Origin of the sequence: Amycolatopsis dongchuanensis (genome assembly GCF_039542405.1) — a bacterium.
GTDB classification, from domain to species: domain Bacteria; phylum Actinomycetota; class Actinomycetes; order Mycobacteriales; family Pseudonocardiaceae; genus Amycolatopsis_E; species Amycolatopsis_E sacchari.
Window position 1 is genome coordinate 14,826 of sequence record NZ_BAABIB010000040.1, and the last position, 11,905, is coordinate 26,730.

The window sequence follows — 11,905 nt, forward strand, 5'->3', positions numbered from 1 at the left end:
GATGCACCTGTGGATGACGTGCTGCGACTGCTCGACCTGCTCGCCGGCGGGGCGGGCAGCGAGCAGCTCGCCGAGGTCGGCGCGGGCAACCCGGAACTCGCCAAGGCGACCGAGCTGGCGCTGCGGATCTCCGCGACGCTGAGCGCCCACCGCCGCCGCGAGGCCGAGCTGACCGCCCTGTTCGACACGGCGAGCGACCTGGCGCGGCTGCACGACCCGGACGCGGTGCTGCGGTCCATCGTGCGCCGCGCCCGGACGCTGCTCGGCGCCGACGTGTCGTACCTGAGCCTCAACGACGAGGCCGCGGGCCGGACGTACATGCGCGTGACCGACGGCTGCGTTTCGCAGCTGTTCAAGGAGGTCGTGCTCGGCATGGGCGAGGGCATCGGCGGCCTCGTCGCGCAGACCGCCCGGCCCTACGCCAGCCCGGACTACTTCCGCGACAGCCGGTTCCAGCACACCGGTCCCATCGACGACGCCGTGCGCGACGAAGGGCTGGCCGCCATCCTCGGGGTGCCGCTGTCGCTGGGCGCCGAGGTGATCGGGGTGCTGTACGCGTCCGACCGCACCCCGCGCGAGTTCACCCCGGACGAGGTCGCGCTGCTGCAGTCGCTGGCCGACCACGCCGCGATCGCGCTGGACAACGCCCGCCTGCTCGACGAGATCAGCTCGCACAGCGCGGCCGTCCAGCGCGCCGAGGAGGCCCACGACCGGCTGATGGACCTCGTGCTGCGCGGCGGGGACGTGCCCGACGTCGCGGCCGCCGTGGCGGACGTGCTGCACGGGGCGATCGGGTTGTTCGACGCCGACGGGGTTCCGCTGGCCTCCGCGGGCGCGCCCGTCGTCCCGCCGTCCGCCGAGGCGGTCGCTGCGTCACGCGCGACCGGGCGGTCGGTGACGGGTAACGGGGTGTGGGTGTGCGCGGTCCAGGCCGGGCCGGAACCGCTGGGCAGCATCGTGCTCGCCGGGCGCCCGGAGCTGGTCGGCGCCGACCGACGGTTGTTCGAACGGGCCGCGGTCGTGACGGCGTTGCTGCTCATGCTGCGCCGCTCGGTCGCGAAGGCCGAGGACGAGGTGCGCGGCGAGCTGCTGAGCGACCTGCTGACCGCCCCGGGCCGCAACCCGGCGGCGCTCGTCGCCCGCGCGGCACGCCTCGGCGTGGACCTGACGGAACCACACGTCGTGCTGGTCGCCCACGCGGAATCCGTGTCCCGCACCCGGCTCGCGATGGCCGCCGCACGGCACGCCGCGCTCGCGGGGAGCCACGCGGACGAGGTGGTGTTGCTGGTGCGCGCCGAGGACCCGTCGCTCGCGCCGCGGCTCGCCACGCAGCTGGGGTCCGTTGTGGACAGTCCGGTGACCGTGGGGGCCGGGGGCCCGGCGAGCGGCCCCGCCGCGATCGCCGAGGCGCACGCGGAGGCACTGCGGTGCCTGCGGGCGCTGCTCGCGCTCGGCCGCACCGGCGAGGGCGCGTCGGCCGCGGAGCTGGGTTTCCTCGGCGTGCTGCTCGGCGACCGGGGCGATCTGGACGGTTTCGTGCGGCGGACCCTCGGGCCGGTGCTGGACTACGACACCCGCCGCGGCACGGAACTCGTGCGGACGCTGGAGGAGTACTTCGCGGCGGGCGGGAACCTCACGCGCGCGAAGGAGGCGTTGCACGTCCACGTGAACACGGTCGTGCAACGCCTCGAACGCGTGGCCTCGCTCCTCGGCGAGGACTGGCAGTCCCCGGCGCGGGCGCTGGAGGTCCAGCTGGCACTGCGCGTACACCTCCTGCGACGGTCCGCTCGGTGAGAGCCGGTCAGACCATCACGGACCTCGGTTCGAGGAAGCCCTCAAGGCCGAAGACACCGTATTCCCGCCCGATGCCGGACTGCTTGAACCCGCCGAACGGCGACAGCGGCTCGTAACCGCCGTTGATCGCCACCCGGCCGACTTCGAGTCGTGACGCTATGTTCCGCGCTCGCTCGAGGTCAGCCGAGAACACGTACGCGTGCAGGCCGTAGGTGGTGTCGTTGGCGATCTCGACGGCGTGGTCCTCGTCGCGGTAGGCGATGACCGACAACACCGGTCCGAAGATCTCCTCGCGGGCGATCGTCATGTCGTTGGTCACGTCGGCGAACACGGTCGGGCGCACGAAGTACCCCTCCTCGAGACCGTCCGGCCTGCCGGGACCCCCGACGACCACCCGGGCGCCCTCCTCGATCCCGCGGTGCAGGTAGCGCTGCACGCGTTCCCACTGCCCCTCGCTGACCATCGGGCCGATGGCGGTGGCCGGGTCCCGCGGGTCGCCGGTGCGGAAATCCTCCTCCACCTTCTTCTCGATGAGGGACAGCAGCTCGTCCTGCCGGCTCTCGGGAACGAGGATGCGCGTGCCCGCGACGCAGGCCTGGCCGCTGTTGACGAACCCGGCCATGAGCGCCCCGGTGACCGCTTCCTCCGGGTCGGCGTCGTCGAGGATGATCGACGGGGACTTGCCTCCCAGCTCCAGCGTGAGGCGCTTCAAGGTGCCGACGGCCTCGCGCGCGATGACCTTGCCGGTCGCGGTGGATCCGGTGAACGAGATCTTGGCGACGTCGGGGTGCCGTGTGAGGGCGGAGCCGACGACGTCGCCGCGCCCGGTGATGATGTTGAGCACCCCCTGGGGCAGACCGGCTTCGTGCAGCGCCTCGGTGAGCACCTGCGTCTGCGTCGCGCTCAGCTCACTGGGCTTGCAGACGACGGTGCAGCCCGCGGCCAGTGCGGTGGCGACCTTGTCGCTGATGAAGAACGCGTCGGCGTTCCACGGTGTGATCAGTCCGGCGACACCGACCGGCGTCATTTCCACGGTGGCCCGCCCGATCGTACGGGTGAACTCGAACTCCTCCAGCGTCTTGATCATGTCGGCGAAGGCGCCGGCGGGCGTGTCGACCAGGAAGGCGTTGCGTCGCGGCGCGCCGTACTCCACGGTGACCGCTTCCAGGAGGTCGTCCCGGTGCGCGGCGACCGCGGTCTGGAGCCGGCGCAACGCGTCGATCCGCTCCGCCTTGGACGTCGCGGACCAGGCCGGAAGCGCGCGCTTCGCGGCGGCGACGGCGGCTTCCACGTCCACTTCGTCGGCGAGCCGCACCTGTCCGATCACTTTCCCCGTCGCGGGGTTGTGCAGGTCGAACAGCTCCGTACCGTGCGGGGTGACGAACTCGCCGTCGAGGTAGACCTTGTCGATGAGGTGGTGCATGGTGATCTCCTGACTTTCAGGGAAGGGCAGCGGCGGGACTGTTTCCGCCGCGCAGACGGGCCGCGTCGCGGCTGGGTGGCTCGCCGAACAAGCGCCGGTACTCCCGGCTGAACTGGGAGAGGCTGTCGTAGCCGACGCGACGGCCGACACCGGCGATGTCGGTCGGCTGGTTCGCCAGCAACAGCCGCGCGGCCTGCAGCCGGATGTGCTTCTGGAACTGGATGGGGGTCAGCCCCGTCACCGTCTGGAAGTTCTTGTGGAAAGCGGAGACGCTCAGCCCGGATAGCTGTGCGAGCTCCTCCACCCGGAACGGCCTCGGGTAGTTCTCGCGGATCCAGCGCACGGCACGCGTGATGTGGCTCAGGCTGCTGTCGGCGAGACCGAGCTGGCGGACCACCTCACCCTGCTCGCCGGTCATCAACCGCCACAGGATCTCGCGCTTGACCAGCGGGACCAGGGCCCGCCGGTCCCGCGGCCGGTCGAGCAGCCGCAACAACCGCACGACAGCGTCCACCAGCTCGTCCGACGCGTCACTGACCGCGATCCCCAGCCGCGCCGCGCCGGGTGACCGCGGCAGGTCTCCTGGGCCTGCCTGCAGCAGCAACTCCGCGATGACCGCGGGTTCCAGCGTCATCCCGAAACCGAGCGCCGGACGGCCGGGAGCCGCGTCGGCGAAATAGCCCGTCACCGGCAGGTCGACCGAGGTGACCAGGTACTGACCGGCACCGTACTCGTAGACGCGGCCACCCAGCGCCAGGCGCTTGGTCCCCTGCGCTACGAGCGCGAACACCGTCCCGGACATCGACGAACCGGCCGAGACGGTGTGGTCGGCCTTGCAGATCCGGACCCCGCCGATGGCGGTGTCCAGGTCGGGCCGTCCATGCCGCTCCAGCAGATCGCGGAACTCGTCCAGTGCCATGTCACGAGTGCAGCACGGAATCCGCGCACACCGCCGCGCGGCAAGAGGATCGTGCAAAGAAGCACGAGTTCCGTGAAAACGCCCGCACCACCAACGGGGGGAGTCCACCGCGTCGAAGGCCGGTGATCGCCCGGCTCGGGAATCACAGCGGTGGTGCCGCGGATGTCCGCGGATCGCGCGCGAGGCACTGTAGTGCTCCAGCCGCCGCGAGACCGGCAGCATCCCAGCAACCAGGGCAATCTTTTATCAGACACTTCCTAGGCGCCCCCAGCCCCCACGAGGGAGCACTCCGCGGCCAGGTTTCCGTTGGCAGGACGGGAAACCGTGGTCGAGCCGGGCGGGCGCACGCCGTCGAGCCAGCCCTCCAGTGCGGTGAAGGCGCTGCGGAAACAGGGGCCCATCGGGCGGAGCCGGTCCGGGTAGGTGTCGTACAACGCGTCCACGTGGTTACCGCCCTCGATGCGGTAGTAGCGGTGCAGGCTCCCGCGCCCCGCATTCGTGATCATCCGGTCGTAGACGTCGGAGTCCCGGCTGATCGGCAGCAGCGAGTCGAGTGTGCCGTGCAGGGTGATGACCGGTTTGCCGATCCGCCCGGTCAGCGCGATGCGGTCGACGGCCCGGTGCACCGACTCCGGGCGGGACGCGTAGTCGTAGTCCGCGTCGTTCCCCCGGTAACCCGGGTCCAGCTCTTCGCGGTAGATCCGCTGCGTCAGCTCCCAGTAGACGTCGCGGTGGTACGGCCACAGGAACTCCGACTGGGCCGCGAAACCGGCTTCCACGGCCGAGCCTCGCAACGCAGATGGTAGGAATACCAACAGGTTGTCCCGCTGTGTCCACAGTGTACCTTCCCAGTCCACACCCCCGTCGTAGAGCGCGGGCCGGTTTTCCAGCTGCCACCGCACCAGGTACCCGCCGTTGGACAGCCCCGCGGCGAGCGTGCGGGTGACGGGGCGGCCGTAGAACCGCGTCGCGGCGGCCTTCGCGGCGACGGTCAGCTGGGTGACGCGGAAGTTCCACTCGGCGATCGCGTCGCCGGCCCGCTTGCCGTCGAGGGAGAAGCTCGTGCCGGTGTTCCCCTTGTCGGTGGCGGCGAACGCGTAGCCCCGCGCCAGCACCTGGTCGGCGATCGCGCGGTCGTTGGCGTACTGCCTGCGGTTGCCGGGCGAGCCGCCGACGACGAGGCCGCCGTTCCAGTGCCGCGGCAACCGCAGCACGAACTGGGCGTCGTGGTTCCAGCCGTGGTTGGTGTTCGTGGTCGAGTCGTCGGGGAAGTACCCGTCGACCTGAACGCCCGGCACCGGCTCCGGCACGGGCAGCCCAGCGGAGGTCAGCCCGGCCCAGTCCGCCGCGACGGTGTGCCCCGAGGCGGTCGTACCGGTCGTGGTCAGGTCGGACAGGCACGCCGATTCCTGGTACTGCGCGCCGGGCACGCGCGCGTCGCAGGCTCCACGGGCGGCCGCCGTCCCCGGCAACACCACCGCGGCGAGCAGGCCCGCGAGCGCCACCGTGAAGATCTTCCTTGTCGCCATTGGGGAAAACTAGGGCGGCGAGCCGCACGCAGACCATGTTTCCCGCCCACACAAACGGGCGCCGCGATGTGGCTGTCCGCACCGTCGAACCGGTCGTGGAACGGGTTCTACCCTCGGTGCACGCTGGGTCACAAGGAGGTGATCGGCTTTGCGCCGGTTCTTGTTCCTGTTCGTCCTCCTGGCAGGACTGGTCGCGGCGGGCACCGTGCCCGCGTCGGCGGCGAGCATCCGCCAGGTCACCGGGTTCGGCAGCAACCCGGGTGCGTTGCAGATGTACGAGTACAAGCCCGACGGCCTCGCGGCCGGGCGCCCCGTGGTGGTGGCGCTGCACGGGTGCACCCAGAACGCCACGGGTTACGGCCAGGGCTCCGGCTGGGTCGAGCTGGCCCAGCGCGCCGGGTTCACGCTCGTGTTGCCACAACAGCAGCAGGTCAACAACATCAGCCGGTGCTTCAACTGGTTCCAGTCCGCGGACGTGACGCGCGGGCAGGGCGAGGTGGAGTCGATCGCGCAGATGGTGCGCTGGGCGGTCGCCGATTCCGGCGCGGACAGCCGTCGCGTGTACGTCACGGGCCTGTCCGCGGGCGGCGGGATGACGGCCGCGCTGCTCGCGACGTACCCGGACCTGTTCGCGGGTGGCGCCGTGGTGGCGGGTCTGCCGTACGGGTGCGCCACGAGCGTGATCGACGCCTACAGCTGCATGTACCCCGGCAAGGACCTGACGCCATCGCAGTGGGCCGCGAAGGTCCGTGCTGCTTCGACGTACCAGGGCCCTTGGCCAACGGTCAGCATCTGGCAGGGCACGGCGGATTACACGGTGGCGCCGGCGAACCAGCGTGAGCTGGTGGACCAGTGGACGGCGGTGCACGGTACCTCGACAACACCGTCCACTACGGACACCGTGTCCGGCTACCCCCACGCCACCTACCGCGACGCGTCGGGCCGCACGGCGGTGGAGACGTACAGCATCACCGGCATGGGACACGGCCAGCCCATCGACCCGGACGTCCAGTGTGGACGGTCTGGCGCGTACCTGCTGGACGTGAACCTGTGCACCGCCGCGAGGATGACCAGCACGTGGGGCCTCTGAGCGACGCGCTCAGCGGTCGCTGTACTTGATGGCCGTGAGGGTGATGACGGTGTCGGGCGTGACCTTGGTGCCCGCGGCGGGGGTCTGGCCGGTCTGGACCCAGTCGCGGTCGAGGATGAGCATGCGGCCGCGCCCGGTGCCGTCCACCTCGCGGAGGTTGTAGAGGCCGGCGGCCTGCATGGTGTCCTGGGCGTCCTGGTGGTTCATACCACTGACGTCAGGAACGGTGATGAGTTCCGGTGCGGAGGTCACGGGCGGCTCACCGCCGGAGGTGGGCGCGGGCGTGGCGCTGCTGGTGGATGCCGGTTCGGTACCCACGGTGGGCGAGGGTTCGGTGCCCCCGGCACATCCGCCGAGGGCGAGGGCCACGACGGCGACCCCTATCGTTCTGCGCACTGCCCGTCCTTCCCGTGCCGGTTGCTTCACACCAGGTGGTCGGCGCATCGTTGAACAGCGTTACACAGCGCTACGCACCCGCTCGACGGAGGCGCTCCGCCGCCTGAGCCCGCAGGGCAGCACCACACACCGGCGGGTCGCCGTGCAGCGCTTCCCACCGGGCGTTGTGCGCGGCGGGCCACAAACTGGCCGCCCACGCGACTTCCCGCTCCTCCACCGTGAACGGGCGCTGCCGGATGCGCTGGTAGGCGTCCAGGAACGCCTCGGAGCTCTGGATCGGCGGCAGCGTCGGCGGCCCCGCGCTCGCGAACGTGCCGCTCGCCGCTCCGGCCAGCGCTGCCTCGGGCTGCCACGTGAGGCTGTCCCAGTCGTGCACCGCCCAGATCCCGCCACCGCGCCATCGCAGGTTCTGCGCCTCGAAGTCGCCGTGTCCCAGCACGCACGGCAGGTCCGCGGCCAGCAACCGCCGCCGAGCACGCACCGCCGTTTCGACGACGTGGTCCGGGACCACGGTCTGGTCCCGCTCATCGAGGAACGGGATCACCGGCCACAGCCCGGGATCGCCGTGGTCCCACCGCACCCACCGCGGGTTCGGCAACGGTCGCGGGACGACCAGGCCGGCCAGCTCGGACATCAGCCAGGCGAACACCTCCGCGTACCGGACAGCCACCTCCGGTGAATCCCCGCGCAGCATCTCACCGCCGGGCCGGAACTCCTCGGCGTGCACGTCGAGCGCCCCGACCGCGACGACCGGCGTGATCGGCCGCGCGCAGGGAAACCCGCGGCCCGCCAACCACTCCTGGGCCGCGACGCACGCCGCGGCCCTGCCCTCGGCGGGGCGCGCCTTGACGACGACGTCCCGCCCATCCCCGAACACGGTCGAGATGCTCCGCAGCCGGAACAGCACCTCCGCCGGTTCGCTGCCCACGTGGCGTCGGCACCACGACGTCAGCTCGTCCTCCCGCACCGGGAGGAGTATGCCGTTCCGTTCCAGCTTCGCACCCCTCGACGACGCGCGCCCCACCCAGGCGCGCCATGGAGCGCCCCGAAAACACCCCCTCCCACAAGGGGCCCACACTGGAACAGCCAGCACACCCGGGACGACCACACCCCGCTGGCACCCCGGCTTCCGGACGGCCACCCCCGCCGGAAGCCGGGCCTCAACGGAAAGAACCGACGACGACCTGCCCGTTCTTGAGCGTGGCCCGGACATGGTTGGTGGTGGGCTCGCCGCTGCTCTCCGGGAACTTGGTCCGCACGGCGAAGGTGCCGTCACGCACGATCCCCGGGGTCACCGAATTGTCAGGCCCCACCAGGGAAACAGCCGTCACATCGCTGGTCGCGATTCCGAAGTGGATGGATTCGGTGATGGGGTAATCGAAGTTCTCGGAGTCGAGGTAGTCGAACGGACGCGCCGCGGTGAGGTTTCCGTACACCCGGCGCGTGCTGACTTCGTTCGGCGTCAGGCGCACGCCCTTGTCGTTCTTCAGGACGCAAACCGCCGCGTACTGGTCGTCGCGGATGGCCAGGAAGCCGTTCTCGGCATCGACATCGATCCGGGCTCCCGCCCGCCACCTGCCCGGCGGGAGCACGCCGTGGGCGGCTTGGACGCACTCGTCGACCAGCCGCGCGTCCTCCGGGGAGGTGGCGGGCACCGTGTCACCGTGATCGCCGAGCCTCGGCAGCGCGACCGCGAGCCCGACGGCGAGCACGACCACCGCGGCGGCCGCGGCCAGCGGGGCGCGCATCGCCCTGAACCGGTCACCGGGACCGCGCTCCTCCAGCTGCGGCTCGATCTCGGCCCACAACCGGTTCCGCAGGCCCTCGGGCATCGGCCGCCGCTCCGGCAGTTCGGGGGTCTCGTTCATCGCCCCTCCTCGAAGCCCGTGGAATCGATGCCAGTGTCCTCCAGGAGACGCCGTAGCCTACTTCGGGCACGGGAGATCCGCGCCCGGACGCTGACCTCCGCGATCCTCAGCACCTCCGCGGCCTCGGCCGTGGACAGCTCACCGAGCAGGCACAGTTCGACCGCTCTCCGTTCCCCCTTGGGCAACTTGTCGACGGCGTCCAGCACCACCCGCAGCCGGCGGTCCGCGTCGGCCGCGGCGGCCACGTCGTCCGCGTGGTCACGCGTCGTGTCGTTGCGCGGGATCCGCGTCAGCATGCGGGAGAACCGCCCCTGGCTGCGGTATTCGTGACGCGTCAGGTTGCTGGTCACGGTGAACAGCCACGGCCGCGCGCTGGCGTTGACCAGCATCAGGCTCGACAACTTCTGCCAGGCGGTGAGGAACGTCGCGGACGTGAGGTCCTCGGCCGTCGCCCACGAGCCGGTCAGCCGGTAGGCGTAGTTCCACACGGCCTCGGCGTGCCGCTGGTACAGCTCGCCGAACGCCGCGCGGTCCCCGCGGACCGCCTGCTCCCACAACACCCGGTCGTCGTTCGGCTGCGGGACCACGAAATCCGGATCACCGCCGCCGGCAGGCGTCTCCGGTCGCAGCACCCGCTCTCCAGCCATCGTCACATCCTGTTCGTTCCCGCTCGACCCCGCGGCGTTGCGTTCTCCTCCCCGCCCGGTGAAGTGGATCACCAACGCAACGGTACGCGGATGGCCGGGAACAACCCCGGTATGACAGCACCAGGGGCGGGAGCTGCGGTGACCGACTCCGCACCGGCCTTCCGCCACGCGAAACAGGTACAGACCAGGCACCCGGCCGTGATCGTGCCGACCACTCGCGCGCTGGGCCTGCTCATCACGTGTGCCCTTTTCGCCACCCACCGCTGCCTGTTCGACTTCCAGGCCGGGGACCACGGCGAGCTGGTGCTACGTGATCCGAAGGGCACTCCATGACGGTCACGGCACCCGCGAAAGCCGCGCTCGAAGCGCCGGCCCGGCGGAAGTGGCGCACCCGCTTGCCCGCCTGGCTTTCCGTCGCCGGCGGGACGGCACTGATCGCCCTGCACGCCTCGCGGTACGGCGGTTGGCTGGTCGACGACGCCGCCATCACCTTCGCCTACGCCCGGAACCTGTCCGAAGGGCTGGGTCCGGTGGTGCAGCCGGGCGCGCCCCCGGTGGAGGCCTATTCCGATCCGGCGTGGCTGGCCCTGCTGACCGTCGGCCGGTTGCTCGGGCTGTTCGACCACGGGACCATTTTCGGGGTCCCCGACTACATCCTGTTCCCGAAGGCCCTCGCTTTGCTGTGCTGCGTGGGCATCCTGGTGGCCGGTCACCTGGCCGCACGCCGGGTGACCGACCGGGCCTGGGTGGTGACAGCGGTGTTCGGGGTCGTGCTGGCGGCCATCCCGTCCTTCGTGATCTGGTGCTTCTCCGGGCTGGAGAACTCCCTCTACGCGCTGGCCGTCGTCTGCCTGGCGGTGTGGTTGTTCCGCGCCGTGCTGGACCACCGGTTGTCGTCCACCCGGGTCGCGCTGGTGGCGGGCGGGCTCGCGGCGTTCGCGGCGCTCACCCGGCCGGAGGGCCTCAGCTACGGCGCCGCGTATCCCGTGGTGGTCCTGATCTGGCAGCGCAGGAGCACCATCGGGCAGGGCCTGCGGCACATCGGGCTGTCGATCGCCGCGTTCGCGGTGCCCACCGGCGCTTATTTCTGCTGGCGGTACCTGGAATTCGGCCGTCTGGTGTCGAACCCGACGGTGGCGAAGGGGCAAGACGCGCCCGGCATCGAAACCCTCGGCAGGATCGGGGAGCTGGTGAGCTACGCCGGTGCGCTCGCCGTGCTCGTGCTCGCGTCGGTCGTCGGGCTGGCGCTGGCCGGGACGGTCCGGTGGCGGCGAGGGCTCGTCGCGCTGCTCGTGCCGTTCGCGATCGCCCTGGCCGCCTACGCCGTGCTGCGGCCCGACTGGATGGGGGCCTACCGCTTCGCGACGCCCGTCTGGGCGCTGGGTGCGCTGATCACCGCCCTCGCCGCGACGGAGGTGCTGCGCCAGGCCCGTCCTCGCGTCCGCGCGCTGCTCGCCGCGGCGCTCCTCGTCGGGATACTCCCGTCCGCGGTGTCGTTCGTGGGGCAGTCCCAGCAGTTCCGGGCCGCCCCGACGTTCCCGGCCTGTGCCGTCGCCGACCGCTACGGCAGGACCTTCAACGCCTACGCCGACCTGATCGGGGCGCGGGAGGCTTCCCTGCTGCTGGCCGACCTCGGCGGTTCCTCCCTGACCAGCCGGCTGCACCTGGTCGACCTGGGCGGGCTCGGCGACTCCCGGGTCGCCGACTACATCCACGACAACGACCCGGCAGGCCTGCGGGACTACGTGTTCGACGAGGTCAAACCCACCTTCATCACCTCACACACGCACGGCAGCGGCTGGCACCGCATCCCGCTCGATCCGCGACTGGCCAGGGACTACGACCAGATCTTCGACTCCCCGGACGCGGACGGTTTCCCGGGCGGCGACTGGATCCGCAAGGACGCCGTCCCCAACCAGGCCGTGCTCGACAAGCTCCGCGCCTACGCCCGGAGCCACACGGCGGTGGTCGACCGCGCCATCAACATGGTGAACCTGACGGCACCGGGGTGGCCGAACAACTGCGGGCCGACCCTCAGCCCGGGCCAGACCCAACTCAGCCGGAGCTGACCTTCGGCGATCTCCGCTCGCAGGCGCTTCCCGGCCGCCATGGCGGAAGAGGTGCAGACCATCCGCGCCACCACCCTCGTGGGGCCGGATTCCTGCGGCAGAAGACCGATTCAGCAGGTTGCGGTGGACGGCGGAATCTTGTCCGGATGGTCAGGCCCGTGCGGGCCGAT

At 71.2% G+C, this 11,905-nt stretch carries 11 protein-coding genes; 4 read left to right on the top strand and 7 right to left on the bottom strand.

Annotated features, from left to right (window positions below; translation table 11 throughout):
- Positions 1-9: 9 nt before the first annotated feature.
- Complete coding sequence (locus ABFX51_RS07440; RefSeq protein WP_346053005.1) at positions 10-1,794, top strand: helix-turn-helix domain-containing protein; 1,785 nt, start codon at positions 10-12, stop codon at positions 1,792-1,794.
- Positions 1,795-1,801: 7 nt separating this feature from the next.
- On the opposite strand, the gene ABFX51_RS07445 is transcribed toward ABFX51_RS07440, so the two are convergent.
- The 3 genes from ABFX51_RS07445 to ABFX51_RS07455 form a co-directional block, all read right to left on the bottom strand.
- Positions 1,802-3,217 (bottom strand): aldehyde dehydrogenase family protein, encoded by a 1,416-nt coding sequence (locus tag ABFX51_RS07445; protein WP_346053007.1) that lies wholly within the window; start codon positions 3,215-3,217, stop codon positions 1,802-1,804.
- A gap of 16 nt (positions 3,218-3,233) precedes the next feature.
- Entirely contained in the window at positions 3,234-4,136 is a 903-nt protein-coding gene (locus tag ABFX51_RS07450) for an AraC family transcriptional regulator (protein WP_346053009.1), read from the bottom strand.
- A gap of 257 nt (positions 4,137-4,393) precedes the next feature.
- Entirely contained in the window at positions 4,394-5,665 is a 1,272-nt protein-coding gene (locus ABFX51_RS07455) for an alpha/beta hydrolase family protein (RefSeq protein ID WP_346053012.1), read from the bottom strand.
- A 148-nt stretch (positions 5,666-5,813) separates the two neighbouring features.
- Here ABFX51_RS07455 and ABFX51_RS07460 point away from each other — a divergent pair, with 148 nt between their 5' ends.
- Positions 5,814-6,755, top strand: coding sequence for an extracellular catalytic domain type 1 short-chain-length polyhydroxyalkanoate depolymerase (locus tag ABFX51_RS07460; RefSeq protein WP_346053013.1), 942 nt, complete (start codon positions 5,814-5,816; stop codon positions 6,753-6,755).
- Between the two features lie 9 nt (positions 6,756-6,764).
- Here ABFX51_RS07460 and ABFX51_RS39610 read toward each other — a convergent pair whose 3' ends face one another.
- The 4 genes from ABFX51_RS39610 to ABFX51_RS07480 form a co-directional block, all read right to left on the bottom strand.
- On the bottom strand, positions 6,765-7,199 hold the full coding sequence (locus ABFX51_RS39610) for a PASTA domain-containing protein (RefSeq protein ID WP_428832450.1): 435 nt from the start codon (positions 7,197-7,199) through the stop codon (positions 6,765-6,767).
- A 22-nt stretch (positions 7,200-7,221) separates the two neighbouring features.
- On the bottom strand, positions 7,222-8,118 hold the full coding sequence (locus ABFX51_RS07470) for an aminoglycoside phosphotransferase/kinase family protein (protein WP_346053016.1): 897 nt from the start codon (positions 8,116-8,118) through the stop codon (positions 7,222-7,224).
- 193 nt (positions 8,119-8,311) lie between these two features.
- Entirely contained in the window at positions 8,312-9,019 is a 708-nt protein-coding gene (locus tag ABFX51_RS07475; protein ID WP_346053018.1) for a hypothetical protein, read from the bottom strand.
- On the bottom strand, positions 9,016-9,666 hold the full coding sequence (locus ABFX51_RS07480; protein WP_346053020.1) for an RNA polymerase sigma factor: 651 nt from the start codon (positions 9,664-9,666) through the stop codon (positions 9,016-9,018). The genes ABFX51_RS07475 and ABFX51_RS07480 overlap by 4 nt, the downstream gene beginning before the upstream one ends.
- 138 nt (positions 9,667-9,804) lie before the next feature.
- Between ABFX51_RS07480 and ABFX51_RS07485 the strand changes: the two genes are divergently transcribed.
- Positions 9,805-9,999 (top strand): hypothetical protein, encoded by a 195-nt coding sequence (locus ABFX51_RS07485; RefSeq protein ID WP_346053021.1) that lies wholly within the window; start codon positions 9,805-9,807, stop codon positions 9,997-9,999.
- Positions 9,996-11,735: a hypothetical protein gene (locus ABFX51_RS07490; protein WP_346053023.1), complete on the top strand. Its 1,740-nt coding sequence runs from the start codon at positions 9,996-9,998 to the stop codon at positions 11,733-11,735. Before ABFX51_RS07485 ends, ABFX51_RS07490 begins: the two co-directional genes overlap by 4 nt.
- Positions 11,736-11,905: the final 170 nt, after the last annotated feature.

Coding starts and splice junctions, on each gene's coding strand:
- ABFX51_RS07475 (WP_346053018.1), bottom strand. CDS start 9,019: ATGAACGAGACCCCCGAACTGCCGGAGCGGCGGCCGATGCCCGAGGGC.
- ABFX51_RS07450 (WP_346053009.1), bottom strand. CDS start 4,136: ATGGCACTGGACGAGTTCCGCGATCTGCTGGAGCGGCATGGACGGCCC.
- ABFX51_RS07490 (WP_346053023.1), top strand. CDS start 9,996: ATGACGGTCACGGCACCCGCGAAAGCCGCGCTCGAAGCGCCGGCCCGG.
- ABFX51_RS07480 (WP_346053020.1), bottom strand. CDS start 9,666: ATGGCTGGAGAGCGGGTGCTGCGACCGGAGACGCCTGCCGGCGGCGGT.
- ABFX51_RS39610 (WP_428832450.1), bottom strand. CDS start 7,199: ATGCGCCGACCACCTGGTGTGAAGCAACCGGCACGGGAAGGACGGGCA.
- ABFX51_RS07455 (WP_346053012.1), bottom strand. CDS start 5,665: ATGGCGACAAGGAAGATCTTCACGGTGGCGCTCGCGGGCCTGCTCGCC.
- ABFX51_RS07445 (WP_346053007.1), bottom strand. CDS start 3,217: ATGCACCACCTCATCGACAAGGTCTACCTCGACGGCGAGTTCGTCACC.